Genomic DNA, 26,045 nt, shown 5'->3' on the forward strand with positions numbered 1-26,045 from the left:
GCCATGCCCCAGATTTCGCCCCGTCGCATCGTCCTGCTGGCCCTCGTGCTGTCGGCAGGCATCGGTGCGCTCTTCGTGCGGGCGATCCTCACGATCCGCGACGATGCCTGGTCGTACGCGCTGCACACCAACAGCAGCCTGGCACGCACCATCGAGCAGAACATCCAGCGCACCCTGAACGGCTTCGACTACTCGCTGGTCGGGGTGGCCAAGAGCCTGTCGGACCCCGGCCTTCCGAGCCTGACCCCGCAGATGCGCAACACCTTCCTGTTCGACCACTCCCTGCACACGCCCGGCCTGGGCGCGGTCGCGGTGCTGGATGACAAGGGCAACTTGATAACGCGCTCCACCAGCCTGGAGCCCCTGAACCTCAACCTGGCAGACCGCGATTACTTCCAGGTGCACCAGACCAGCCAACGCGAGGGGCTCTACATCGGCCACCCCATCCGGGGCCGGGTGTCGGGCTCGTACAACCTGCCCATCAGCCGCGCGTATTTCCGCAGCGACGGCAGCTTCGGCGGCGTCGTGGTGGGCACCGTGAGAATCAACTATTTCAAGGAGCTGTTCGCCTCCATCGACGTCGGGCCGATGAGCCGAGTGGAGCTGTGGAGCACCCGCGATGGCATTACCGTCGCGCGCTTTCCCTACGCCGAAGGGGATGTCGGCCAGCCGATGGACGACGCCGGCCTGCTGGCCCGGCTGCAGACGGTCGACAGCGGCAGCTACACGGCGCAGGACCCGCAGGACCGCACCGAGCGGCTGCACACCTTCCGCCGCATCGGCAACTACCCGCTGGCGGTGAGCGTTGGGCAGTCGGCGGACACCATCCTGGCCAAGTGGCGCGCCAGCGCCAAGGTGCTGGGCGCTTTCGCGGTGCTGCTGATGGCCGCCTGCCTGGGCCTGTCCGCACTGTTCGCGCGGGAGCTGCAGCGCCGCCAGGCCATCGCGGCACAGCTGAAGCAGGCCGAACACGACACGCGCACCATCCTGGACAACCTGCCTTCGATGGTGAGCTATTGGGACAAGGACCAGCACAACCGCTTCGCCAATCAGGCGTACATGGACTGGCTGGGCGTCTCGCGCGAGCGCATGCCCAACGTGAAGCTGCTGGACGTGCTCGACCGGGGAACCTACGAACACGCGTTGACGCACATCCGGCAGGCGCTCAAGGGCCACAAGCAGGTCTTCGAGCGGACGATGCCGCTGCCCTCCGGCGAGGTGCGCCACACGCTGGTGTCGTACATCCCGGACAAGGAAGGCGACGAGGTGCAGGGCATCTTCGTGCAGATCGACGACCTGACCGACCGCAAGCGCATGGAAGACCTGCTGTTCGAGGAAAAGGAGCTGATCCGGCTGACGCTGCAGTCCATCGGCGATGCGGTCATCTGCACCGATGCCCAGGGCTGCGTCACCTACATCAACCCGGTGGCCGAGAAGATGACCGGCTGGCAGGCCTTTCATGCCGCCGGATCGGACATCGACGACGTCGTACCGCTGCAGGAAGCCGGCAGCGACAGCGGCTTGAGCCCCACCCGCCAGGCGCTGGCCGAGGGCCGCGCCCAGCCCTCGAAACGCGGCGTGGTGCTCCAGTGCCGCGACGGACGGCGCATCGACATCGAGAAATCGGTCAGCCCCATCACCGACCGGCACGGGCAAGTCACCGGTACGGTGATGGTGCTGCGCGACGTGACCGAGGCCATGGAGATGTCGCGCCGCATGGCCCACCTTGCGCAGTACGACGTGCTGACCGACCTGCCCAACCGCGTGCTGCTGCAGGACCGGGCCCAGCAGGCCATCGCGCACGCCCTGCGGGACGACCGCAGCCTGGCGCTGATGTACATCGACCTGGACGGGTTCAAGCAGGTGAACGACACCCTCGGCCACGATGCCGGCGACCTGCTGCTGGTGCAGGTCGCCCGCCGCTTCAAGGGCGCGGTGCGGCATTCCGACACGGTGTGCCGCCAGGGGGGCGACGAGTTCGTCGTGCTGCTGCCCAAGCTGGACAACGCCGACCAGGCCTGCCTGGTGTCGCAAAAGATCATGGCCGCGTGCGAACCGCCGTTCGATCTGCAGGGCGAGGTCCGGCAGATCGGCCTGAGCGGCGGCATCGCGCTGTTTCCACAGCATGGCCGCAATTTCGAGGAGCTGTCGCGCAGCGCGGACATGGCGATGTATGCGGCCAAGCGCGCGGGGCGGGGGCATTTCCGGCTGTATGCCGGGCCCGACCAGGAGCCCACCATCGTGCCGGCGGACAAGAAATGACCGAATAAAAGCCGGCAAGGCCTACAGTTTCGTCCCCGACCGGCCGATACTCCTTCATGTCCCTGTCCATCTCCTCCGCCTCCAGCACCTCCTCCACCAGCGTTTCGGGGAGCCGCTCTTCGGGCCAATCGAGCGGCGACATCGCGGCGCTTCAAAAGCAGCTCAAGGACCTCACGGCCGATCTCAAGCAGGCGTCGGCAGAAGCCAGCCAGGCGTCCGACCCCAACGACGCCAAAGCCAAGCAGCAGAAGTTGCAGGCGCTGCAGAACCAGATCCAGCTCGTGCAGCAGCAGATCGCAGCCATCCAGCAAGCCCAGCAACAGGAACAGCAACAAAAGGCCATGGAAAAGGCCATGGAACAGCAGCAGTCGGCCGACCAGAAGAAGACCCCGCCCGCCGCCTCCACCACGCTGGGCACGCAGGTCGATACCTTCGCCTGATCGCCGCGCACGGCGCCCAGCCGACCGCACGAACGCGCGGCGCGACCCAACGCCTCAAGCCTGCGATTTGCTATTTAATTGATAGCAATCAGGACAATCAATACCCCGGCATGGGGCCGAAAACACCCAAAATCGGCTCAACCCTCTCCATCCAGCCCGGCCGCGGACACCAGCCGCTGGGTATAGGGATGCCGGGGTGCATCCAGCACCGTCTGCACCGGGCCCGACTCCAGCACCTCGCCATCCTTCATCACGATCACGTCGTGCGCCATCGCACGGATGACCGCCACGTCGTGCGTGATGAGCAGGTAGCTGAGCGAACGCTCCTTCTGAAGGCGCTGCAGCAGTGCCAGCACCTGCTGCTGGATGGTGACGTCGAGCGCGCTGGTGGGCTCGTCCAGCACCAGCAGCCGGGGGCTCAGGATGAGCGCACGGGCAATCGCCAGCCGCTGGCGCTGCCCTCCGGAAAACTCGTGCGGATAGCGCGCCAGCAGGCCCGGGAACTGCGCGTCGGTCAGTCCCACGTCCTGCAGCGCCGACTCCACGCGCGCGCGGCGGTCGGCGGGCGACAGGCCGGGCTCGTGCACCTGCAGTCCCTCGCCCACGATCTCCTCGACCGTCAGGCGCGGCGACAGCGACGAAAACGGGTCCTGGAACACCACCTGCACCTGCCGGCGCAAGGCCTGATTGGCCGGGGTGTTGCGCTGGGCCGGCAACTGCCAGCCCTGCCCTGCGATCCGCAGGTCGCCCTGGTACGGCAGCAGCCCCAGCAGCGCCTGCGCCAGTGTGGACTTGCCCGAACCCGATTCGCCCACCACCCCGAGCGTGCGGGCCGGCGCGATGGAAAAGTCGGCCCCCTTCACCGCCACGAACTCCCCGCGGCGGAACCAGCCGCGGATGCCGGGCAGCGGCGTGGCATAGGCCACGCGCAGCGCGTGCGCCTGCGCCGCGGGTACCGCGGTGGCCGAGGCCTCCGGCTCCAGCACGTCGCGTCGCGGCACGCTGCCGATGAGCCGCTGCGTGTACGCGTGCTGCGGCGCGCGGAACACGTCCGACACGGCGCCGGCCTCCACCAGCACGCCGTGCTCCATGACCGCCACGCGGTCCGCGAACTTGCGCACCAGGTGCAGGTCGTGGGTGATGAGCAGCACGGCCATGCCGGTCTGGCGCTGCAGGTCGGACAGCAGGTCGAGGATCTGGCCGCGCAGCGTCACGTCCAGCGCGGTGGTGGGCTCGTCGGCCAGCAGCAGGCGCGGGCGGCTGGCCAGGGCCATGGCGATCATCGCGCGCTGGCGCTGCCCGCCCGACAACTGGTGCGGGAACGCGTCCGCACGCCGGGCCGGCTCGGGAATGCCGGTGCTGGCCAGCAGTTCGACGGCCGCCTGGCGGGCCTGGGCGCGCGAGAGCGCCTGCTTGAGCTGCAGCACCTCTGCCACCTGGTCCCCCACCGCCATGAGCGGGTTGAGCGCCGTCATGGGCTCCTGGAACACCATGGCGATGTCGCCGCCGCGCACACCGCGCATCTCGCGCTCGGACAAGGCCAGCAGGTCCTGCCCGTCCATCAGCGCCCGGCCGGTGATGTGTGCATCGCCCGCCAGCCGCAGGATCGACAGCGCGGTGATGGTCTTGCCCGAGCCCGATTCGCCCACCAGCGCGAGCTTCTCGCCCGCCGCGATGTCGAAGCCGACCCCGCGCACCACCTCTTTGTCGCCGAAGCGCACGTGCAGGTCCTGCACTTGCAGCAGCGGCGCCGACGAGCCGGAAGACGAAGTGCCGGCCGAAGACGATGAAGCAGAAGAGCCTGGAATCGGCGCAGTGCCGCGCATGCGTGCGTCGCTCATGAATGGTCTGCCTTGCGGGGGTCGAGCGCATCGCGCAGCGCATCGCCCATGAAGGTGAGCAGCAGCAGCGTGACCACCAGCGCCGCGAACGTGAACAGCGAAATCCACCAGGCGTCGATGTTGTTCTTGCCCTGGTTGAGCAGCTCGCCCAGCGACGGCGTGCCGGGCGGCACGCCCAGGCCCAGGAAGTCCAGCGAGGCGAGCGCCAGGATGGCCGCGCTCATGCGAAACGGCAGAAAGGTCACCACCGGCGTCATGCTGTTGGGCAGGATGTGGCGCCAGATGATCTGCCCGTTGGGCACGCCCAGCGCGCGGGCGGCCTTCACGTAGTCGAGCTGGCGGTTGCGCAGGAACTCCGCGCGCACGTAATCCGACAGGCCCATCCAGCCGAACAATGACAGCAGCACCAGCAGCAGCCCCACGCTGGGGGCGAACACGGCGCTGAAGATGATGAGCAGGTACAGCTCGGGCATCGAACCCCAGATCTCGATGAAGCGCTGGAACGCCAGGTCGGTCTTGCCGCCGAAAAACCCCTGGATCGCCCCGGTGATGACGCCCAGCAGCACGCCCACCACCGTGAGCGCGATGCCGAACAGCACGCTCACGCGAAAGCCGTAGATCAGCTGCGCGAGCAGGTCGCGGCCCCGGTCGTCCGTGCCCAGCCAGTTCTGCGCCGTGGGGCCCGACGGGTTGGCCGACTTCGCGAAATAGTTCAGCGTGTCCGGACCGTAGGGGTTCAGCGTGTACAGCGCCCAGTTGCTGCCTTGCTGCAGCCGCTCGCGGATGAACGGGTCCAGGTAGTCGGTGGGGGTGTCGAAATCGCCGCCGAAAGTCTTCTCGGGGTAGTCGTGCAGCATGGGCAGGTAGGTCTGCCCTTCGTAGCGCACGATCAAGGGACGGTCGTTGCTGATCAGTTCCGCCACCAGGCTCAGGGCCACCAGCGCGCTGAACAGGATCAGGCTCCAGTAGCCCAGCCGATTGCGCTTGAAGCGGCGCCACGCACGGCGGCCGGGCGAGAGCGACGGGGCCACGGGCGCGGCGCCGCTCGGGGGGCGGCCACCGGCCGACTCCGGGGGGTTAGTCAAACTTGACACGTGGGTCCACCCATACGTAGCAAAGATCGCTCACCAGCTTGGTCACCAGTCCGATCAGCGTGAAGAGATACAGCGTGCCCAGCACCACGGGGTAGTCGCGCCGGATCACGCTTTCGTAGCTCAGCAGGCCCAGGCCGTCGAGCGAGAACAGCGTCTCGATCAGCAACGAGCCGGCGAAGAACGCCCCGATGAACGCCGCCGGAAAGCCCGTGATGATGGGAATGAGGGCATTGCGGAACACGTGCTTCCACAGCACCTGCCGCTCCGACAGCCCCTTGGCGCGGGCCGTGAGCACGTATTGCTTGCGGATCTCTTCGAGGAAGGCGTTCTTGGTCAGCATGGCCGTCACCGCGAAGCTGCCCAGCACCATGGCCGTGACCGGCAGCGTGATGTGCCACAGGTAGTCCACGATGCGCGCGCCCCAGGTCATCTCATCCCAGTTCGCCGAGGTGAGTCCCCGCAGCGGGAACCACTGCAACTGCCCGCCGAAGATCACCAGGAGCGCCACGCCCAGCACGAAGCCGGGAATGGCGTAGCCCACCAGCACGATGAGCGTGGTGACGAAGTCGAAGCGCGAGCCCGCCCGCACCGCCTTGGCCACGCCGAGCGGCACGGCCACGAGATAACTGATGAAGAAGGTCCACAGGCCCAGGCTGATCGACACGGGCAGCTTTTCCTTCACGAGCTGCCACACGTCCTTGTTCTGAAAGAAGCTGCGGCCCAGGTCGAAGCGCGCGAACTGCCCGAGCATCTGGAAAAAGCGCTCATGCGCCGGCTTGTCGAAGCCGTAGAGCGCCTTGATCTGCTCCAGCCGCTTCGGGTCCACGCCCTGCGCACCCCGGTAGGCCAGGCCGCCGCCTTCGGCCCCGCCGCCGCCGCGTCCCATCCCGGCCTTGGACTCGGCCAGGTACTGCTCGACGGGGCCGCCGGGCACGAACTGGATCACCACGAAGGTCAGCAGCAGCACGCCCAGCAGGGTGGGCAGCATGAGCAGCACGCGCTTGAGGATGTAGGCGAACATGGCGGCGGTGGTGGGTCGGAAAATTGGGCGGGTCTGGACGGTGCTGGGGGTCGAACGGATCAGCGCCGCGCGGGGTCCGGCGCCGTCTGGGGCGGCATGCGCGCCCACCAGGTGTCGATGGCCCAGGCCTCGCCCGTGGAATACGGCGGCAGGGTGGCCGGCCGCTCCAGGCGCCAGGCGTTGTAGACCATGCGGTGCGAAGGCGCGGTGTACTGGGGAATCAGGTAGTGCCCGTGCGCGATGACGCGCTCCAGAACATGGCAGGCGGGCAGCAGCTCGTCCAGCGTCTTGGCCGACACGATGCTGCGGATCATCGCGTCCACGGCCTTGCTCTTCACGCCGGGGAAGTTGCCCGAGTCTTCCGTGTCCGCCGCCTGCGAGCCGAACATGTCGGCCAGTTCCTGCCCCGGGTTGTTGGTGCCCTGGTACGCGATGGTGGTGATGTCGAAGTCGAACTTGCTCAGGCGCTGCTGGTAGAGCGCGAAATCCACCGCCCGGAAGTTCAGCGTGATGCCGAGCTTTTGCAGGTTGCGGATCCACGACGACAGCGACCGCACGCCGCCCTCGCTGCTGTCCAGGTACTCCAGCACCATGGCCTGGCCCTGCGCGTTGCGCAACGCGCCGTCCTTCACCTCCCAGCCCGCCTCTCTCAAAAGGGCCTGGGCACGGCGTAGGTTGTCGCGCAGCGTGGTGCCGCCCTCGGTGCGCGGCGGCGTGGTCATGGGTCCGAAAGCGCTGGCGGGAAGGCTCTGGCGCCAGGGCTCCATCAGCGCCAGCTCCTCGGGCGTGGGTGTGCCGCGGGTCTCGCACAGGGTGTTGCCGAACAGGCCGTTGATGCGCTGGTAGGCGCCGTAGAACAGCTGGCGGCTCATCCACTCGAAGTCGTAGGCCAGTCCCAGCGCTTCGCGCACGCGGGCATCCTGCAGCAGCGGCCGGCGCGTGTTGAGCACGTAGCTCTGGAAGCCCGAAGGCAGCTTGTGCTCGAAGTTGCCCTTGACCAGCTCGCCGGTATCGAACTTGCGCCCCGTGACGCGGCGCGCCCAGTCGCCCGCGCTGAAAAAGCGCATGAGGTCGAACTCGCCCGCTTTGAGCGCCTCCAGCCGCGCGGTGTTGTCGCGGTAGATCTTCACCAGGATGCGGTCGAAATTGGCGGTGCCCTTGCGCACGTTGAGATCGCGCGCCCAATAGCCGGGATCGCGCACGTAGGTGATGTCCTTGCCGAAGCGCACCGGCCCGATCTTGTAGGGTCCGCTGCCGATCGGGATGTCCATCACCACCTGATCGAAGCGCTTGGCCTTGCCGTTCTCCACGCCCCAGTCGCGGCTGAAGACCGGCAGCCCGCCCACCGTGAGCGGCAGCTCGCGGTTGGGGTGCTTGAAGCGGTAGCGCACCGTGCGGTCGTCGATCACGTCGATGCCCGCCACGTCGAACAGCGCCGTCTTGTAGGCCGGCGAGGTGTAGGGGCCCATCAGCGTGTCGTAGCTGAACTTCACGTCCTGCGCCAACACCGGCTTCCCGTTGTGAAAGCGCGCTTCGGGCCGCAGGCGGAACACCACCGAGAGGCCATCGGCGGCCACCTCCACGTCCTGCGCCAGCAGGCCGTAGCCGGTGGCGGTCTCATCGAGCGAGCCGGTGAGCAACGTATCGAACATCAGGTCCGACAGGTAGGCCGGGGAATTGCCCTTGATGGTGAACGGGTTGTATTTGTCGAAGGTGGAGACGCGCAGGTTGCTCACCAGCCGCAGTTCGCCGCCCTTGGGCGCATCGGGGTTGACGTACCCGAAGTGGTCGAAGCCCGCAGGCATCCGGGGCTCGCCCCACAGCGCATAGGCGTGTCCCGCCCACACGGGCATCGCACTCCCCCACAGCAACAAGATCGGCCAAAGACGCATGCGACAATTCTGCACTACGCTGGCGGCGCCCCGACGGGTCGCATGTCACATGCCCCGGTGGGCCATCAGCGGCGCACGCGCCGCCGCCACGCCCCCAATCCCCCGCATTCCACAGGAGAAGAAACATGGGTTTTCTGACCGGCAAGAAGCTGCTTATCACCGGCGTGTTGTCCAACCGCTCGATCGCCTACGGCATCGCCCGCGCCTGCCACGCGCAAGGCGCAGAACTTGCCTTCAGTTACGTCGGCGAGCGCTTCAAGGACCGCATCACCGACTTCGCCGCCGAGTTCGACTCCAAGCTCATCTTCGATTGCGACGTGGGCAGCGACGAGCAGATCGACCGCATGTTCGCCGACCTGTCGCAGGCCTGGCCGAAGTTCGACGGCTTCGTGCACAGCATCGGCTTCGCGCCGCGCGAGGCGATCGCCGGCGATTTTCTCGAAGGGCTGTCGCGCGAGTCGTTCCGCATCGCGCATGACATCAGCGCCTACAGCTTTCCCGCCATGGCCAAGGCCGCCCTGCCCTATCTCAACGAAAAATCGTCCGTGGTCACCCTGAGCTACCTGGGCGCGCTGCGCACGGTGCCCAACTACAACACCATGGGCCTGGCCAAGGCCAGCCTGGAGGCCAGCGTGCGCTACCTGGCCGAATCGCTGGGCCCGCGCGGCATGCGCGCCAACGGCATCAGCGCCGGCCCCATCAAGACCCTGGCGGCCAGCGGCATCAAGGACTTCGGCAAGCTGCTGGGCGTGGTCGCCGGCGCCTCGCCCCTGCGCCGCAACGTGACGATCGAAGACGTGGGCAATGCCGCCGCCTTCCTGCTGTCGGACCTGGCCAGCGGCGTGACGGCCGAGATCATGTACGTGGACGGCGGCTTCAGCCAGACGGGCGGCATCAGCCGGGAAAGCGCCGAGCTGTCCTGAGATTCAAGCCGAATCGGCCACCAGCGCATATTTCCCTAGGGCATACTGCTATTAAAATAATAGCAAAATAGTCCCATGCTTCGCCGCATCGCCATCACCGTCCTGCTGGTCTGCGGCGCGCTGCCGGCCTGGGCGCAACCCCCAGCGCCGGTATCGCCCGCCTCGCCGCCGCCCCTGCTGCTGGCCAACGTCTACCGCGCCGGGCTACCGCTGGCGGACTACTGGGTGAGCGAAAAGTACGACGGGGTGCGCGGCTACTGGGACGGCCACCAGTTGCACACGCGCGGTGGCGAGCGGGTGAATGCGCCCGCCTGGTTCACGCAGGGCTGGCCCGCGATCCCGATGGATGGCGAGCTTTGGGCCGGCCGGGGCCGCTTCGCCCAGGCGCAGTCCACCGTGCGGCAGCAGCGGCCCGACGATGCGGCCTGGCGCCACCTGCAGTTCATGGTGTTCGACCTGCCCGCGCAGGGCGGCCCGTTCGACGAGCGCCTGCCGGCATTGCAGACCGCCGTGGCGCGCATCGGCCATCCCTGGGTGCAGGCCGTGCCCCAGCAGCGCATCGCCACCGATGCCCGGTTGCAGGCCCTGCTGCACCGCACGGTGCGCGATGGCGGCGAGGGGCTGATGCTGCACCGTGGGGCGTCGCTCTACCAAGCCGGCCGCAGCGACGATCTCATCAAGCTCAAGACCCATGAAGACACCGAGGCGCGGGTCGTGGGCTACGTGCCCGGCAAAGGCCGGCACCGGGGCCGCATGGGCGCCTTGCTGGTGGAGATGCCCGGCGGCCAGCGCTTTCGGCTGGGCGCCGGCTTCACCGATGCGGACCGGGCGCATCCGCCGCCCCTGGGCAGCTGGGTGACCTACCGCTTTCGCGGCACGCACGAGGGCGGCCTGCCGCGCTTCGCCAGCTTCCTTCGCGTGCGCGAAGACATGCACGCCGCTGCGCCCTAGTGTCCTGTCCCGTTAATTCGCAGGCACGATAGCTGCATGGTTTCGGGCCATCCTTGAGGTGCCGCCATGCCCAATGCAACGACCCGAACAGAAATTGCGCTTAGTGAAGTGGAGCGCGCGGAACTGACGTCCATGGCGCGATCACGTTCGCTGCCAGCGGCGTTGTCGCTCAGGGCGCGCATCGTGCTGACTTGCGAAGGCACAGATAAAGCCAGCACCGCGGTTGCGCAGGCTCTGGGGATCAGTCGTAGCACTGTCACCAAGTGGCGCGGGCGCTATGCGCGCCATCGCATTGCAGGGCTTTACGACGAGTTGCGCCCGGGTCGCCCCCGCACGGTAGATGACGAGCGTGTTGCTGAGTTGATTACCAAGACGTTGCACACCAAGCCTGCTGATGGGGGTACCCACTGGAGCACCCGCACGCTGGCCGCCGATACGGGCATCAGCAAGAGCACGGTGGCGCGCTATCTGCAGACCTTCAACCTCAAGCCGCACCGGGCCGACAGCTTCAAGCTGTCGACCGATCCGCTGTTCATCGAGAAGCTGCGCGACGTTGTGGGGCTGTACCTGAACCCACCTGACAACGCGCTGGTGCTGTGCGTGGACGAGAAGAGCCAATGCCAAGCTTTGGAGCGTACGCAGCCGATGCTGCCAATGGGGTTTGGCTATGTCGAAGGTGTCACGCACGACTACGTGCGCCACGGCACCACCACCTTGTTCGCGGCCCTGAACGTGATGAATGGCCAAGTGATCGCGCAGTGCCGGCCCCGGCATCGTCATCAAGAGTTCCTTGCCTTCCTGCGCGCCATCGACAAGGCAGTGCCCGACGAACTGGATGTGCACTGCATAGCTGATAACTACGCCAGCCACAAGCATCCAAAGGTGCGCGCTTGGTTGGCCGAGCGGCCTCGCTGGCACATGCACTTCGTTCCGACCTATTCAAGCTGGCTCAATCAGGTCGAGCGCTTCTTCTCGATCATCACCACGCGGGCAATCCGCCGTGGCTCGTTCACCAGCGTGAAGGATCTGATCAACAAGATCGACACATTCATCGCGAATTACAACCAGTCCTGCCAGCCGTTTACTTGGACAGCTACAGCAGACTCCATCCTCGAAAAACTCGCCAGACTATGCGGGCGAATTAACGGGACAGGACACTAGCGGGACCGGGGCCGGGCTCCCACGAAAAAGCCGCAAGGCGCCCGCCCCGGGTGCCGTGCGGCTTCGTTGCATCAAGGCCTGACCCGCACAACGGCTGGCGGCCATACGAGGGCCAGCGATGCGAACGGCCTGGCAGTCTTACTTGGGCAGCAGCACCTTGTCCACGACGTGGATCACGCCGTTGGACTGGTACACGTCGGCGATGGTCACCTTGGACGTACCGCCCTTTTCATCCGTCAGCGCAATCGAGGAACCGCTGGCCTTGGCCGTCAACGTGCCGCCGGCCACGGTCTTCAGACTGGCCGAGCCCTTGCCGTCGGCAATCATCTTGGACAGCGCGGCCGCATCGACCTTGCCCGCCACCACGTGGTAGGTCAGGACCTTGGTCAGCGTGGCCTTGTTCTCGGGCTTCAGCAGCGTGTCCACCGTGCCGGCAGGCAGTGCCGCGAAGGCGGCGTTGGTGGGCGCGAACACCGTGAACGGACCGGGGCCCTTGAGCGTGTCCACCAGGCCTGCGGCCTTCACGGCGGCGACCAGCGTGGTGTGGTCCTTGGAGTTCACCGCGTTGTCGATGATGTCCTTGGTCGGATACATCGGCGCACCACCGACGGTCACTTGCGCGAAGGCGGGCATCGCGGCGGCAGACAGGGCGAGCGTGAGGCTGGCGGCGGTCAGGCGGGCATTCAGGCGAAAGGTCATGGATATCTCCGTTGGGTCAGTGGGTGGAATGCCGCCCGAAGATTCGCGCGGCTGAACACTGATACGGGGCAGGACGCCGCCTGGATTCAGACCCGTGACATTCCCATACAAAAAGCCCGGAGGCGCTTTCGCACCGCCGGGCTTTCGGGGTCAAGGCCCACGGCCTCGCGCAGCGATCAGACCTTGCGGCCGAACGGTCCGTCGCTGCCCACCTGCACGATGTCCTCGGCGGCGGGCGCGTTCTTGCGGCTCTTGCGCGCGGACGGCGGCTGCGGCGCGGCAGCCACGCAATCGGCGTAGTAGCGCACGTTGCCGTTGTCGTCCTCGATCTCCACCAGCCCGTGGATGTCGGTCTCGAAGCCGGGGCACAGCTTGGAGAACTCGCGCGAGAACTTGAGGTAATCCACGATCTTCTTGTTGAAGACCTCGCCCGGAATGAGCAGCGGAATGCCGGGCGGGTACGGCGTGATCAGGCTGGTCGTGATGCGGCCTTCCAGCGCATCGATCTCCACGCGCTCGGTCTTGCGGTGCGCGATGTGCGCATAGGCGTCGCTGGGCTTCATCGACGGCGTCAGGTCCGACAGGTACATCTCGGTGGTCAGGCGCGCGATGTCGTACTTGGCATAGAGCTGGTGCACGTGCTGGCACAGATCGCGCAGGCCCATGCGCTCGTAGCGCTTGTGCTGCTGGCAGAACTCCGGAAGGATGCGCCACATCGGCTGGTTCTTCTCGTAGTCGTCCTTGAACTGCTGCAGCGCCGTCAGCAGCGTGTTCCAGCGACCCTTGGTGATGCCGATGGTGAACATGATGAAGAAGCTGTAGAGCCCCGTCTTCTCCACCACCACGCCGTGCTCGGCCAGGTACTTGGTCACGATGGAGGCGGGAATGCCGTTCTCGTCGAACTTGCCGTCCAGGTTCAGGCCCGGCGTGACGATGGTGGACTTGATCGGGTCCAGCATGTTGAAGCCGTCGGCCAGCTGGCCGAAGCCGTGCCACTTGCTGGCGTGGTTCTTCTTGCCCTTGCCGTCGCTGCGGATGACCCAGTCCTCGGCGCGGCCCAGGCCCTCGTCCACGAGCTTGTCCGGACCCCACACCTTGAACCACCAGTCGTCCTTGCCGAACTCCTCTTCCACCTTGCGCATCGCGCGGCGGAAGTCCAGGGCTTCGAGCAGGCTTTCCTCGACCAGCGCCGTTCCGCCGGGCGGCTCCATCATCGCGGCGGCCACGTCGCAGCTGGCGATGATGCTGTACTGCGGCGAGGTCGAGGTGTGCATCAGGTACGCCTCGTTGAACAGCGGCCGGTCGAGCTTCACCGTCTGCGAGTCCTGCACCAGCACGTGGCTGGCCTGGCTGATGCCGGCCAGCAGCTTGTGGATGGACTGCGTGGCATAAACCACCGAGTGCTTGGGCCGCGCGCGCTTCTTGCCCATCGCGTGGTAGCTGCCGTAGAACGGGTGGAAAGCCGCGTGCGGCAGCCAGGCCTCGTCGAAATGCAGGTTGTCCACGTAGCCGTCGAGCATGCCCTTGATGGTTTCGGTGTTGTAGAGCACGCCGTCGTAGGTGGATTGCGTGAGCGTGAGAACGCGCGGCTTCACAGCCTTGGCATCCACGCCCTTGAGCAGCGGATTGGCGCGGATCTTGGCCTGGATCGCCTCGGGCTCGAACTCCGACTGGGGGATCGGGCCGATGATGCCGAAGTGGTTGCGCGTGGGCTTCATGAACACCGGAATGGCGCCCGTCATGATGATGCTGTGCAGGATGGACTTGTGGCAGTTGCGGTCCACCACCACCACATCGCCGGGCGCCACCGTGTGGTGCCACACCATCTTGTTGGACGTGCTGGTGCCGTTGGTCACGAAGAAGCAGTGGTCTGCATTGAAGATGCGCGCGGCATTGCGCTCGCTCTCGCCGATGGCGCCGTTGTGGTCCAGCAGCTGGCCCAGTTCCTCGACCGCATTGCACACGTCGGCGCGCAGCATGTTCTCGCCGAAGAACTGGTGGAACATCTGTCCCACGGGGCTCTTGAGGAACGCCACGCCGCCGGAGTGGCCGGGGCAGTGCCAGCTGTACGAGCCGTCTTCGGCATAGTCCAGCAGCGCCTTGAAGAACGGCGGCTGCACGCTCTCCAGGTAGCTCTTGGCTTCGCGGATGATGTGGCGGGCCACGAACTCCGGCGTGTCCTCGAACATGTGGATGAAGCCGTGCAACTCCCGCAGGATGTCGTTGGGCAGGTGGCGGCTGGTCTTGGTCTCGCCGTGCACGTAGATCGGCACGTCGGAGTTCTTGCGGCGCACCTCGGCGATGAAGGTGCGCAGGCTCAGCACGATGGGGTCCAGGCCCGAGCCGAGGGTGAACTCCTCGTCGTCGATCGACAGGATGAACGCGCTCGCGCGGCTTTGCTGCTGCGCGAACTGCGACAGGTCGCCGTAGCTCGTGACGCCCAGCACCTCGAAGCCCTCCGACTCGATGGCCTGCGCCAGCGCGCGGATGCCCAGGCCCGACGTGTTCTCGGAACGATAGTCCTCGTCGATGATGACGATGGGAAAGCGGAATTTCATGCGCAGCCTCCGAGCGAGCGGGCCCAAAAAACGAAACAGGCGCGAAGTGTAAGGAATAACGTTGTCACGCCTTTGACGGTCCGGTCTTTTGACCCAGAATGTGGTGCACTAAACACAACGAGGAGCGCGCAGTGATAGAGCAATCCACCCTCTGGTGGCTGATGGCGGGAGGGGCCGTTGCCGTGGAGCTGTTCACGGGCACGTTCTACCTGCTCATGCTGGCCATCGGCCTGGCCGCCGGCGCCCTCGCGGCCCACGCGGGCGGCTCGGTCGCGGCGCAACTGCTGGCGGCGGCCGTGGTCGGTTCCGCGGGCGTGGTGAGCTGCTATGTGTTCCGTAAAAAGAACCCGGGCGCCCAGCCCGCATCGAGCAACCGCGATGTGAACATGGATGTGGGCGAGTCCGTGAACGTGGAGATCTGGAACTCCGACGGCACCGCGCAGGTGCGTTACCGCGGCGCCCAATGGACGGTGGTCCTGCGCCCCGGCAATGCCCCCTCCTCCGGCATGCACCGCGTGGCGGAAGTCATCGGCAACCGGCTGCTGGTCGACAAGCTCTGAGGCCGGCCCCCCGCCCCCTCACGCACCGCCACAAAGCAACGCACCCACCCGAATCTTCACCATCGCAAAGGACCCCATGGAAATCATCGCCCTCGTCATCGTCGTCATCGCCGGCATCTTCATCGCACGCTCGGTGAAGGTGGTTCCCCAACAGAACGCCTGGGTCAAGGAGCGGCTGGGCAAATATGCCGGCACCCTCACGCCGGGGCTGAACTTCCTCGTGCCGTTCGTCGACCGCGTGGCCTATAAACACAGCCTCAAGGAAATTCCGCTGGACGTGCCCAGCCAGGTCTGCATCACGCGTGACAACACCCAGCTGCAGGTGGACGGCATTCTCTACTTCCAGGTGACCGACCCCATGCGCGCCAGCTACGGCTCCAGCAACTACATCATGGCCGTCACCCAGCTGGCCCAAACGTCGCTGCGCAGCGTGATCGGCAAGCTCGAACTCGACAAGACCTTCGAAGAGCGCGACATCATCAATGCCCAGGTGGTCCAGGCGATCGACGAGGCCGCTTTGAACTGGGGCGTGAAGGTGCTGCGCTACGAAATCAAGGACCTCACGCCACCGGCCGAAATCCTGCGATCCATGCAGGCGCAGATCACGGCCGAGCGCGAAAAACGCGCCCTCATCGCCGCCTCGGAAGGCCGCCGCCAGGAGCAGATCAACATCGCCACCGGCGAGCGCGAAGCATTCATCGCACGGTCGGAGGGCGAAAAGCAGGCGCAGATCAACAACGCCCAGGGCGAGGCCGCCTCCATCACGGCCGTGGCCGAAGCCACCGCCCAGGCCATCGAGCGAGTCGCCGCGGCCATCCGGCAGCCGGGCGGCGAACAGGCCGTGCAGCTGAAGGTGGCCGAGCGCGCCGTGGACGCGTACGGCAAGGTGGCCGCGGATGCGACCACCACGCTGATCGTGCCCAGCAACATGAGCGAAGTGTCCGCCCTGATCGGCTCCGCCATGAAGATGGTTCAAACGACCCAACGCGCGCCTTGAACGGCGCTTCAACGGTTTTTCCAAAAACAGGGCAAAACCACTGCTACAATCGCGGGCTTCGGAGAGGTGGATGAGCGGTTTAAGTCGCACGCCTGGAAAGCGTGTGTGGGCTAATCCCCACCGCGGGTTCGAATCCCGCCCTCTCCGCCAGTTGGCCTAAGTCGTTGATTTATAACGATTTTTTGGCAAATCGGCAAAAGGACTGGTAGCACTTTTGGTAGCAAAAAGTGCTCACACTCCCTGTTTACAGCCGCAACGGCATGTTCTACCTGCACACGCGTGTAGGTAAGAAACAGTTCAAACGTTCCCTTGGTACTCGTGATCCACAGCTCGCTAAACTGCGAGCCTTGGACTACCTGCGTGCCATTGCGATGGGCGCTGTTGCACAAATCGAATTGCAGACGGCATGACCCCAACCCCAGACGGACCTATGCCACAGCAGTCACCGACACGGTGTGAGGACGGCCGATCTGACTGAACCGATTGAGCAAGGCCACGCGGACATGCAGCTCCACAACCTGGCGGTCGAACGTGCGCGCGATCACCCGTTCGCCCAGTCGCTTGAAGCAGTGCATCTTCGTCTCCACAAGGCTGCGCCGGTGGTAGCCGCTCCACTTCTTCCAAATGCCGCGACCCAGGCGCTGGCACGCCCGAATGGCCTCATTACGATGCGCCGAGCCCGGACTCGACTTCTTCCAATGGCTGGCGTTCTTGCGGGGCGGGATCACCGCCATCGCGTGCCGCTCGGCAATGGCGTCCAGGCAGGCGCGCGTGTCGTAGGCGCCATCGGCACTGACGCTTTCGATGGATTCGTCAGTGGGAATCTGAGCCAGCAACCCGGGCAACATCGGCGCATCCCCAATGGCGTTGCTGGTCACCTCGATGGCGCGTATTTCCAGCGTCTGCGCGTCGATGCCCAGATGGACCTTGCGCCATTCGCGCCGGTATTCAGCACCATGCTTCTTGCGTTTCCACTCTCCTTCGCCCAGGAACTTGATGCCGGTGCTGTCCACCAGCAACTGCAGCGGCGAGTTGGTTCGCTGGTAGCTCAGTTCGACCTGCAAGGTCTTTTGGCGCCGGCAAACAGTGCTGAAGTCAGGTACCGGCCAGTCCAGCTTTGCCAGCCGCAGCAGGCTCTGCACCATGCCCAGCGCCTGTCGCAAGGGCTGGCCGAACAGGCACTTGATGCTCAGGCAGAACTGGATTGCTGCGTCCGAGAAGGTTCGGCTGCGTCCACGCCTGCCGGTCGGCGTGCCAAACCACTGCATGCCCTCATCTAGCCACATCGTCAACGAGCCTCGCGCTTTCAGCGCCGCGTTGTACGCCTTCCAGTTCGTCGTGCGGTACTTGCTCCGCTGCCTGTTCTTCGTCTCTGTCACGCAGTCAGTCTACGGGCATCAGCATCGCGATTTGTGCAACAAAGCCATTGCGATGTACAAACCCAAGATCACAGACTTCGACCTGGCCAGTAAGCTCTCAAAGTACGAGCTAGACCTCAGTCGTGGCATTGCACGATCTGATGGACCCGAAGATCACGCACGTTTGCTCGAAGCAATTGAGGCGATTGGCCCTATCTATAGGCTTTGTTGCACAAAGCGATGCAGCTCGCTGGTAGTCTGACCAGATGAGTGAAGGCAAGAAGATGCGGACCCGCTACCGCACGACAAACTGGGCACAGTACAACGCGGCATTGAAGGCCCGTGGATCGCTGACGATGTGGCTGGATAGGGGGATGCAGTGGCTGGCTGAGCCCAAAGGCAAACGCGGTCGCAACCAAACGTTCTCGGATGCCGCGATCCAGTTCTGTCTGAGCATCAAGTGCCTGTTTGGTCAGCCCCTTCGCCAAGCGCTTGGCATGGTCCAAAGCCTGCTCAAGCTGGCTGGGGTGAACTGGCCGGTCCCTGACTTCAGCACGGTCTGTCGGCGCCAAAAGGATCTGCAAGTCCAACTGAACTACCAGCCGAGGAGCTCACCGCTGCACCTGCTGGTGGACAGCACAGGCATTAAGTTCCTGGGAGAAGGTGAATGCAAGCGCAAAAGGCACGGGGCCGAATACCGGCGCGAATGGCGTAAGGTTCATTTGGGCATCGATGCTCAGACACTGGAGATCCGGGCCATCGAGGTCACCAGCAACGCCATTGGAGATGCGCCCATGCTGCCGCAGTTGCTGGCGCAAATTGAGGTCGATGAGCCCATCGCCAGTGTCAGTGTCAGTGTCAGTGTCAGTGTCAGTGCTGACGGAGCTTATGACACGCGGGCCTGTCTGGACACCATTGCCAGACGAGGTGCACAGGCCGTGATCCCGCCACGCAAGAACGCCAGTTTCTGGAAACGGGCCAGTCCCGGGTCAGCCAGCCGTAACGAAGCCGTACGGGCCTGCAGGCGCCTGGGCTGGCGTATCTGGAAGAGCTGGAGCGGCTACCACCGGCGCAGCCTGGTGGAGACCAAGATGCACTGCTTCAAGCGCTTGGGCGAGCGGGTCATGGCACGAACGTTTGAGCGTCAGGTGGTTGAGCTGCATGTCCGAGTTGCGCTGCTGAACCGGTTCAGCCAGCTTGGACGGCCTGAAACCGTCGCGGTGGCGGCTGTGGCATGAGTGCGCCTGGGGCTGGGGTCATAACGCGCTCGATTCGGTTTGTGCAACAAAGCCCATCTGCTCATCGGACAGGTTGTACAGCCGCTTCAACACCAGGATGCGCACCATCACCTCGGTGGGGTAGGCGGGCCGACCGCCCCGGCGGCCACCCCCGCGTTCGATCAAGGCATCCACCAGCCGGGCCAGTTCTGCGAAGTCGATGTGCCGCGCGATCACCTGCAGCGGATCGCCCACCTCATCTCTCTTGTGTTGGCGCGAGGCCTCAGCGAACAGGTCGAACTTCAGGGCGCTACGGGGAGTGATCATGGCAAAGGATGGAGCACGCATTCTCGATCAACAAGGGACCGGATGGGTTTTGAGAGGTTCCCTGTAGGTGTCTCCGGCGTTGTGCTGGGGAGCTTTGCAAACCATCTTTCTAACCATATTTTATGGCTGGATACTACTGGATTTTCTGGAATTCAGCTGGAGGTTGTTTAAAGGGGAGATCGTTCACAAAGCAAGTGCTGGCGCGGAGTTAGCGTACTTCTGCGCATCGAACCAGACTACTTCGGATTCGTGTTCATGCGGTCGCCCTCTCCGCCAAAGACAGTCCTGATTCCAAGTCGGGAACAAAAAAGCCACCCTCGGGTGGCTTTTTTTATTGCGTGCCGCAACGCAGCGTTGACGCCCCTTTGCCCTACATGACCAAGGTGGCGAGATTCGCAGCCGCGACGCCAAGCACTTCCACCGCACGGCGGTTGGCCGCCTCCAGCGAGGCCCGGACCCCACGCCCCGAAAACCAGTGGAAGGCAAACGCCGACGCATAGGCGTCCCCTGCACCCAGTGTGGATACGACGGTGGTGGGCTCTGCAGGGTGGTGGTGGCCGTGCCGCCCATCGAAGAACGCCGCACCGCCAGCGCCGAGGGTAACCAGCACCCCTTGCCCCTGGCGGCGTACCAATGCAGCGGCAAGCGCCACGGCCTCGTGGGCATCCATCTCCGGGGTGCAGGTCACACCTCTGTGCGTGGCCAGCCACTGCGCTTCGATCGCGTTCAGGCAGACCAGGTCAGCCGCTTGCAGCAACCGTTCCAAGGAGTCGGGCGATTGGCGCAGTGAACGTGCGCCCGGATTGATCACCAGTTGGAAAGGCCGGGACGGCAGGCCCGCCAACGCGTGGCTCAACTCGTCGGTGGCGGCATCGGCCAACGCGGACACATAGACAAGCTCGGCTTGCATGAGCATTGCAGAGGCATCCGCCAACGACAGCCGGGTACTGGCACCGCGCTGCGCGAACACGGTGGCATCGCCCTGCGGGTCCAGGTGGATCACGGCCTTTCCCGTGGGGCATCCGGGGATGGTCTGCACACGTTCCACCGCGATGCCTTGCCGGTCCAACGTGTCGCTCAGCCATCGCCCTTCCACATCCGCGCCGACAGCGCAGCAGGCCGTGACCTGTGCGTGAAAGGCCGCAAATCCCAGCGCCGCGTTCACCGCGCCGCCCCCGCTGGACCATTGCACGCTGGCCACATCGTGTTTGGCTCCGGTGCCACGCATCGCGTCCACCCCTGCAACCACGATGTCGAGCGTGGCACCACCAATCGTCAGGACACGCACTTCAAACCCCGACCATGGCAGCGCCGATCACACCAGCCGAATTGCCCAGCCTGTTGCGCAGCACGGGGGTGTGGAAGTCATCGTTGAAGACCATGCGCTGCAGCCGAAGAGCCCCCTCTTCATACAGTTCATCCATGCTGGCAAGCCCACCGCCGATGACGATCACATCCGGGTCCAGCACGGCGACCACGTTGGCGACCGCGCCGGCAAATTGGCTGAGAAATCGGTCCAGCAATTCGACGGCTGCGCCATCGCCATGGCGCGCCATTTCAACGACGCGGGCGACATCGGCAGACTGGCCGGTGGACTGCCGGTAGCTGGCCTCCAGCGCAGTTCCGCTCAGATAGCGCTCGACGCATCCTTGGCGGCCGCAATAGCAGGCAGGCCCGCCCGGATCGATGGACATATGGCCCCATTCTCCGGCGATGCCATGGCGCCCGCTCCACACGCGACCATCGACCACGATGCCCGCCCCCACCCCCGTGCCGAGCACGAGCCCGAGCACGCAGCCGTGCCCGCTGCCTGCGCCTTGGAGGGCTTCGGCCATCGCAAAGCAGTTGGCATCGTTTTCCATGGCGAATGGGCGGCCCAGCCGCTGGCGCAGATCCGCCTGCAGAGGATGGCCGTTCAACTCGGTTGCATTGCAATTTTTCAGCAAGCCGGTGGTTTTCGAAATGGACCCCGGGGTGCAGATTCCCAATGTCGCTTCTTCACCCAAAACCACAGCAGCCAGTTGGGAATGCATTTCGATAATGCGCTGCAAAACTGGAAGATAGCCGTCGCTGGCCCGGGTCTCCATTCGGATTCGCCGGCATTCTCGATATTGATGGTCGAGTACGATGCCTTCGATTTTCGTCCCGCCCAGATCGATCCCGATATGGAATCTTTCCTTCGAATTTTCCTTATCCGCGTCCATGCGAAAGATACCCCCCATCCATTTGATTCTTGCGTTCGACGCTGTGGCACGCATGCGCAGCTTCAACAAAGCGGCAGACGAGCTGAATATTTCCCACAGTTCCGTCAGCCACCGGATTCGTGAACTGGAACGACTGCTGGGCAATAGCCTGTTCACACGGACGACCCGTTCGGTCGCGATGACCCCCGAAGGCGAGCATTTGCACCAGCAGATGAAAGACGCGTTGGACACGCTGGAAGAGGCCTTTTCCGGCTTCACGCAGGAGCGCAGCGTGATCCGAATCAGCGTGTTGCCTTCTTTTGCACGCTTTCGGCTGGTTCCAGCGCTCACCGAATTCCAGCGCGTGCACCCTGCCGTCTCCATCGAGGTGTCGCCGACCACATGCAAGGTGGACGTCGATCAGGGAGAGGCAGACATTGCCATCCGGTTCGCCAAAGCACGGCCCCAGGCCCACCATTGCGAACCGCTGCTGGAGGACGAGTGGTTTCCGGTGGCTGCACCGGCCTATCTGAAACGTTGCGATGCGCCCAGTGTCCAGGACCTGTTCAAACGCGCGGTGTTCCTGTCCCATAGCAGGCAGCCCTGGGAACCCTGGCTCAAGAAGGCCGGCATACAGATCTCGCCGGCGCAGCGCACGCTGACCTATTCCGACACGGGCTTCATGCTGGATGCAGCCCTCAATCTGCAAGGGATCGCACTGGGTCGGCGTTCTCTGGTGAAAGGCCTTCTTCAAAACGGCAGTCTGGTGCGGGTTTCCGACATCGCCATTCCGGCGGAGCAAGCTTATTTCTTGCTCGCATCGGAGCGGGCCCTGATCTCTCGCCACGGCAGCACGGTGATCCATTGGATCCGCGCATTGGTGCAAGATGGCTAATGAACGATGGTCAGCACGATGCCGACCAACACGCCTGAAATTGCCAGCATTTTTTGCCGAATGAATCGCTCGGCGAAGAACAGGGCGCTCAACGCGAACACCATGACGAGATTGGTTCGCCGAAGCACCGATATCACCGAGATCAAAGCGCCCTCGGTCTGCACGGCCGTGAGATAAATGAACTCGGCCAATATGTACGCGGCGGCAATCGCAGGAACCGCCCAATTTCGGGACAGCAGGCTTCGGCATTCCATCGCCCCGAAAACCCAGGGCAATAGCAGCAGCGCCATGCCGCCCCGCTGAATGGCCGAATACGCCTGGACGGCGGCCAAGTCCAATTGCAGGGTTGCCAGAATGTGCTTGTCGTAAAGCGCGTTGGCCGAAGACAGCAACGTGGCCGCGAGCATGCACAGCACCCACCCGTTGCGCTGAAACCGGATGCCCTCTTTTTGCCCGATCAAAGAGAACAGGTAGTAGGACCCCATGGAGACTGCGAGCCCCATCCATTGCCACCAGTTGAGTTGCTCGGACAGAAAAACGATGGCACCCACCGCCGTCCAGAGCGGCCCAGAAGCGCGCACGCCCGCGGAGAGCGACAACGGCAAGGACTTGACCGAGTAGTACGAAAGAATCCACGTGGCCACCATCATTGCGGATTTGGGCAGCAAGGCCAACTGCTCGGCCCGGGTCAACGCGGCAGGGTACAACCCCATGGGTTGCAGCGTGCCTGCCCAAGCGGCCGGCAGGAAAAAGAACGGAGCCCAGATCAGCGCGCCGAGAACGGACGACCACAGCACCACCTCCAGGACCGTTTTTTCCTTGAGGGCGAGTTTGGTCAAAAAGTCGTAGGTTCCCAGCACCAACCCGGCCAGCAGGCCCAAAGCAATCCATGTCATGTTCGGGCATCAAAGTGCGAGAAAGCCGCCGTCTACGGGAACCACCGCGCCCGTCAAAAAAGAGGCCTGGGGACTGCTGAGCCAAAGTACGGCTTGCGCCACGTCATTCGGCTCACCCACGCGCTTCATGGGCAGCCGCTCGGCCCATCCCTCCAGACCGCCGGAGACAGCGCTGGAGCGGGCCAGCATCTCCGTGGAAATCGGCCCAGGGGACACGGCATTCACGCGCACACCATAAGGCGCCGCCTCGACTGCGGCGGCCTTGGTCAGCGCAAGCGCTGCATGCTTGGAAGCGGTGTACGCGCCCGTTCCTTCCAGGATCGTGCGATGGGCGTGTACGGAAAGGTTGTTGACGATGCAGCCCGAACGCCGCTCGTACATCGGTCTGAGCAGATGTTTCATGCACAGCATGAGCCCTGTGCAATTGGTGCGCATGACCGCTTCAAACGCGTCGATGTCTTGGTCGACGATGGCCGAGGCTGTTCCAACGCCCGCATTGAGGAATGCGATGTCCACGACACCAAGGCGGCGCTCGACATCGTCCATCAGGTTCATCACGTCGTTCTCGCTGCCGACATCGCAGGCCACCGCGAAGCCGATGCCGCCGGCGTCCAGAATCATCTTGGCGGTCTCAGCGCAAAAAGACACCGTGCGGCCAGCGATGGCCACGTGGGCGCCTTGCTTGGCGAAAGCAAGCGCCGTCGCCCTCCCGATGCCCGTCCCTCCGCCAGTGACCAGCACCACCCTGTCCTTGAAAGCGTTCATGGGGTCCGACCTGACAACGAGTTCAGCAACGATGCGATGGCCCGGGCCAGCACCCCATCCTGGGCAGATGCGGCACCGCTGATTCCGAGTCCGCCCACCAAGGTTCCTCCCACCAGCAGCGGAACGCCGCCTTCCAGGGGCAGGACGTCGGCCAGGGCGAGATAGGCGGTCTTGCCCTGTTCCAGCGCCTGCTGCATCGCGGCGGTGTCCCTGCGGAAATAAACCGCTGTTCGCGCCTTCGCAATCGACGCGTCGATCGATCCCAGAAAGGCATCGTCCGCACGGGCAAACGCCAGAAGGTGTCCGGAACTGTCCACCGCCGCCGCCGAGACGGCCAGGCCTTCGTCCAGGCCTGTGATCAGCGCGCTCTGCACCAATTGCTGCGCCTGACTGGCGCTCAGCCGCGAAAGACCGGTTTCAGGCATCTGCATGCGCCATCTCCTCGGCAGCAATGCCGATGGCATCGGCGTCCACATCATTCACAAAGCGGCATGCGCCGATCCCGTCGGGCAGTGGCAGTCGCTGCCGGCCATCGCGATGACGCATCGTGTCGGCCAGCGCCTCCTGCAGCAGGCCGGGCTGCTCGAAAAAGCGATGCCGCAAAGGCAATTGCATGGATTTCATGACACGCACGACCCGACGCACATCCTGGTCTGCAAGAAGCCCTCTCGCCCGCGCCAGGCGGCAAGAAAACAGAACATCCAAAGCGACCGCCTCGCCATGCAGCAATTCGGGCAGCGCCTTCATCTCGATCAGCGGAGCAAACGAGTGTCCGAAATCGACGCATCGGTCCAGCGTGAGCTCCCACAGGTTGGGAGCCAACTCTTCCAGCATGCCCTCCACCGCCAGACCGATGACCTCAGGAGCGACGATCCCGTCCTGGAAGCGGGTCAGCAGCAGCATCTCGGAGTGCCGCTCCAGCAGGTCGAACAACCGAGGGCTCTTGATCACCGCGAGTTTGAGCAACTCTCCCATTCCATTGGAGAGTTCGCGGGACTCCACCGTCGACAAGAAGCTGCGATCCAGCAGGGCAACGGTGGGCGCGTGGTAGGAGCCCAGGCGGTTGCGACGATCCAGCGCATTCACGGCCGTCTTGATACCCACCGCGGCATCCCACAGCGCCATGGCGTTGGTGGGAACCTTGACGTAAGGAATCCCCCGCCGATAGAGCCCTGCTGCAAAACCGACGAGGTCGAGCAACACGCCACCTCCGATGGCAACCACGGGCTCCGAACGGCGCAGCACCCCTGCCGATTCGAGGTGGCGGGCGATCGTCATGGCCGCATCCAGGTCTTTCGTTTCTTCCGAAACGGAAAGACTCAGGATGGAAACCTCGACTCCATGGTGACCATAGTACGCACGCATTTCTTCGCCGTAGAGCTGATCCACGCGTGCATCGATCACGATGGCTTGGCGCAAACAAGGCTGGGCCCTGCCGCAGGCGATCAATTCGAGGGAGTCGAGACCGAAGATGCCATCGATCTGGCGCACTTCATATGAAACCTCCTGGGTCGCATGCACCCTCCAGCCATGCGCCTCAAAACGGGTCAGCGCTCCCATGCTTGCCGGCCATATCACCCGATCGTTCATCCATGCCCTCCCTTTTTTGTAGGGGGCCAAGCGTATTGCTAAGCGATGTCGGCATTGCTGAACGTTTCGCGAGCTTTCTACGGCTCGGTTGATGAATCCCTCACAGGCAAGCGGGCCAAAGCCGGGTCCCGGTTTATCTGGAGCGCCCCTAGCGAGCACGGGGTCGTAGATCGCCTTGATGCCGACTGACCGAGCAACGATCAATGCGGGTGCAGAGAGGAATGGAGAGGTCGACCCTGCACTGTGGGAACCGCAAAGCCCAGAGGGCAAGAGAATGCGGTAAGACAAAGAAAAAACGGGCTACCGCTTTTGGCGATAGCCCGTTGATTTTTTATAAATGGTCGGCGTGGCGGGATTCGAACTCGCGACCCCTTGCACCCCATGCAAGTGCGCTACCAGGCTGCGCTACACGCCG

Annotated in this window: 23 protein-coding genes, 2 tRNA genes and 1 pseudogene; 11 read left to right on the top strand and 15 right to left on the bottom strand. The window is 64.5% G+C overall.

What is annotated here, in order from left to right; all coding sequences use genetic code 11:
* The first annotated feature begins 3 nt into the window (after positions 1-3).
* Positions 4-2,262 (top strand): diguanylate cyclase domain-containing protein, encoded by a 2,259-nt coding sequence (locus M5C96_RS14170; RefSeq protein ID WP_272563814.1) that lies wholly within the window; start codon positions 4-6, stop codon positions 2,260-2,262.
* Between the two features lie 56 nt (positions 2,263-2,318).
* Positions 2,319-2,702 carry a FlxA-like family protein gene (locus M5C96_RS14175; protein WP_272563815.1) on the top strand — a complete coding sequence of 128 codons (384 nt, stop codon included), beginning with the start codon at positions 2,319-2,321 and terminating at the stop codon, positions 2,700-2,702.
* Between the two features lie 137 nt (positions 2,703-2,839).
* Here M5C96_RS14175 and M5C96_RS14180 read toward each other — a convergent pair whose 3' ends face one another.
* Genes M5C96_RS14180 through M5C96_RS14195 form a run of 4 tightly spaced genes read right to left on the bottom strand, consistent with a single transcriptional unit; the run spans position 2,840 to position 8,550 of the window.
* Positions 2,840-4,528 (bottom strand): ABC transporter ATP-binding protein, encoded by a 1,689-nt coding sequence (locus M5C96_RS14180; RefSeq protein ID WP_272569719.1) that lies wholly within the window; start codon positions 4,526-4,528, stop codon positions 2,840-2,842.
* A gap of 11 nt (positions 4,529-4,539) precedes the next feature.
* Positions 4,540-5,628 carry an ABC transporter permease gene (locus M5C96_RS14185; protein ID WP_272563816.1) on the bottom strand — a complete coding sequence of 363 codons (1,089 nt, stop codon included), beginning with the start codon at positions 5,626-5,628 and terminating at the stop codon, positions 4,540-4,542.
* Positions 5,621-6,658 (bottom strand): microcin C ABC transporter permease YejB, encoded by a 1,038-nt coding sequence (locus M5C96_RS14190; protein ID WP_272563817.1) that lies wholly within the window; start codon positions 6,656-6,658, stop codon positions 5,621-5,623. The genes M5C96_RS14185 and M5C96_RS14190 overlap by 8 nt, the downstream gene beginning before the upstream one ends.
* 59 nt (positions 6,659-6,717) lie before the next feature.
* Positions 6,718-8,550 (bottom strand): extracellular solute-binding protein, encoded by a 1,833-nt coding sequence (locus M5C96_RS14195; RefSeq protein WP_272563818.1) that lies wholly within the window; start codon positions 8,548-8,550, stop codon positions 6,718-6,720.
* Positions 8,551-8,675: 125 nt separating this feature from the next.
* Between M5C96_RS14195 and fabI the strand changes: the two genes are divergently transcribed.
* From fabI to M5C96_RS14210, 3 genes are all read left to right on the top strand, one after another.
* Positions 8,676-9,473 carry an enoyl-ACP reductase FabI gene (fabI, locus tag M5C96_RS14200; protein ID WP_272563819.1) on the top strand — a complete coding sequence of 266 codons (798 nt, stop codon included), beginning with the start codon at positions 8,676-8,678 and terminating at the stop codon, positions 9,471-9,473.
* A gap of 75 nt (positions 9,474-9,548) precedes the next feature.
* Complete coding sequence (locus M5C96_RS14205; RefSeq protein ID WP_272563820.1) at positions 9,549-10,424, top strand: DNA ligase; 876 nt, start codon at positions 9,549-9,551, stop codon at positions 10,422-10,424.
* 66 nt (positions 10,425-10,490) lie between these two features.
* On the top strand, positions 10,491-11,585 hold the full coding sequence (locus M5C96_RS14210; protein WP_272563777.1) for an IS630 family transposase: 1,095 nt from the start codon (positions 10,491-10,493) through the stop codon (positions 11,583-11,585).
* A 138-nt stretch (positions 11,586-11,723) separates the two neighbouring features.
* On the opposite strand, the gene M5C96_RS14215 is transcribed toward M5C96_RS14210, so the two are convergent.
* Positions 11,724-12,284 carry a fasciclin domain-containing protein gene (locus M5C96_RS14215; RefSeq protein WP_272563821.1) on the bottom strand — a complete coding sequence of 187 codons (561 nt, stop codon included), beginning with the start codon at positions 12,282-12,284 and terminating at the stop codon, positions 11,724-11,726.
* A gap of 176 nt (positions 12,285-12,460) precedes the next feature.
* Positions 12,461-14,842 (bottom strand): arginine/lysine/ornithine decarboxylase, encoded by a 2,382-nt coding sequence (locus M5C96_RS14220; RefSeq protein WP_272563822.1) that lies wholly within the window; start codon positions 14,840-14,842, stop codon positions 12,461-12,463.
* 134 nt (positions 14,843-14,976) lie between these two features.
* Between M5C96_RS14220 and M5C96_RS14225 the strand changes: the two genes are divergently transcribed.
* The 4 genes from M5C96_RS14225 (at position 14,977) to M5C96_RS14240 (ending at position 16,809) form a co-directional block, all read left to right on the top strand.
* Positions 14,977-15,402: an NfeD family protein gene (locus M5C96_RS14225; RefSeq protein WP_272569721.1), complete on the top strand. Its 426-nt coding sequence runs from the start codon at positions 14,977-14,979 to the stop codon at positions 15,400-15,402.
* Between the two features lie 76 nt (positions 15,403-15,478).
* Complete coding sequence (locus tag M5C96_RS14230) at positions 15,479-16,399, top strand: SPFH domain-containing protein (protein WP_272563823.1); 921 nt, start codon at positions 15,479-15,481, stop codon at positions 16,397-16,399.
* A 60-nt stretch (positions 16,400-16,459) separates the two neighbouring features.
* Positions 16,460-16,549: transfer RNA gene (locus M5C96_RS14235), tRNA-Ser, on the top strand.
* A gap of 110 nt (positions 16,550-16,659) precedes the next feature.
* Complete coding sequence (locus tag M5C96_RS14240; protein ID WP_272563824.1) at positions 16,660-16,809, top strand: DUF6538 domain-containing protein; 150 nt, start codon at positions 16,660-16,662, stop codon at positions 16,807-16,809.
* A gap of 18 nt (positions 16,810-16,827) precedes the next feature.
* Here the strand turns inward: M5C96_RS14240 and M5C96_RS14245 are convergent, their stop codons facing one another.
* On the bottom strand, positions 16,828-17,778 hold the full coding sequence (locus M5C96_RS14245) for an IS5 family transposase (protein WP_272563652.1): 951 nt from the start codon (positions 17,776-17,778) through the stop codon (positions 16,828-16,830).
* A gap of 245 nt (positions 17,779-18,023) precedes the next feature.
* Here M5C96_RS14245 and M5C96_RS14250 point away from each other — a divergent pair, with 245 nt between their 5' ends.
* Positions 18,024-18,995: an IS5 family transposase gene (locus M5C96_RS14250; RefSeq protein ID WP_272563825.1), complete on the top strand. Its 972-nt coding sequence runs from the start codon at positions 18,024-18,026 to the stop codon at positions 18,993-18,995.
* A 48-nt stretch (positions 18,996-19,043) separates the two neighbouring features.
* Here the strand turns inward: M5C96_RS14250 and M5C96_RS14255 are convergent.
* The 3 genes and pseudogenes from M5C96_RS14255 to M5C96_RS14265 all read right to left on the bottom strand — a co-directional run.
* Positions 19,044-19,298, bottom strand: a pseudogene (locus M5C96_RS14255) (transposase); the annotation flags it as partial.
* A 373-nt stretch (positions 19,299-19,671) separates the two neighbouring features.
* Positions 19,672-20,589, bottom strand: coding sequence for a carbohydrate kinase family protein (locus tag M5C96_RS14260; RefSeq protein ID WP_272563826.1), 918 nt, complete (start codon positions 20,587-20,589; stop codon positions 19,672-19,674).
* Position 20,590: 1 nt separating this feature from the next.
* The gene (locus M5C96_RS14265; RefSeq protein ID WP_272563827.1) at positions 20,591-21,571 is read right to left on the bottom strand and encodes an ROK family protein; all 981 of its coding nucleotides are present in this window, start codon (positions 21,569-21,571) and stop codon (positions 20,591-20,593) included.
* Between M5C96_RS14265 and M5C96_RS14270 the strand changes: the two genes are divergently transcribed.
* Positions 21,558-22,379, top strand: a complete 822-nt coding sequence (locus tag M5C96_RS14270) for a LysR substrate-binding domain-containing protein (protein ID WP_272563828.1) — start codon at positions 21,558-21,560, stop codon at positions 22,377-22,379. The two genes, M5C96_RS14265 and M5C96_RS14270, sit on opposite strands and share 14 nt — an antisense overlap.
* Here the strand turns inward: M5C96_RS14270 and M5C96_RS14275 are convergent.
* The 5 genes from M5C96_RS14275 to M5C96_RS14295 all read right to left on the bottom strand — a co-directional run bounded on the left by M5C96_RS14275 (position 22,376) and on the right by M5C96_RS14295 (position 26,045).
* Positions 22,376-23,275 carry a DMT family transporter gene (locus tag M5C96_RS14275; protein WP_272563829.1) on the bottom strand — a complete coding sequence of 300 codons (900 nt, stop codon included), beginning with the start codon at positions 23,273-23,275 and terminating at the stop codon, positions 22,376-22,378. The two genes, M5C96_RS14270 and M5C96_RS14275, sit on opposite strands and share 4 nt — an antisense overlap.
* Positions 23,276-23,284: 9 nt before the next feature.
* The gene (locus M5C96_RS14280; protein WP_272563830.1) at positions 23,285-24,040 is read right to left on the bottom strand and encodes an SDR family NAD(P)-dependent oxidoreductase; all 756 of its coding nucleotides are present in this window, start codon (positions 24,038-24,040) and stop codon (positions 23,285-23,287) included.
* Positions 24,037-24,471, bottom strand: coding sequence for a GlcG/HbpS family heme-binding protein (locus M5C96_RS14285; protein ID WP_272563831.1), 435 nt, complete (start codon positions 24,469-24,471; stop codon positions 24,037-24,039). Before M5C96_RS14285 ends, M5C96_RS14280 begins: the two co-directional genes overlap by 4 nt.
* The gene (locus M5C96_RS14290; protein ID WP_272563832.1) at positions 24,458-25,630 is read right to left on the bottom strand and encodes a sedoheptulose 7-phosphate cyclase; all 1,173 of its coding nucleotides are present in this window, start codon (positions 25,628-25,630) and stop codon (positions 24,458-24,460) included. Before M5C96_RS14290 ends, M5C96_RS14285 begins: the two co-directional genes overlap by 14 nt.
* A 338-nt stretch (positions 25,631-25,968) precedes the next feature.
* Positions 25,969-26,045 (bottom strand) — tRNA-Pro (locus M5C96_RS14295).

The organism is Acidovorax sp. GBBC 1281, assembly GCF_028473645.1.
GTDB lineage: Bacteria > Pseudomonadota > Gammaproteobacteria > Burkholderiales > Burkholderiaceae_C > Paracidovorax.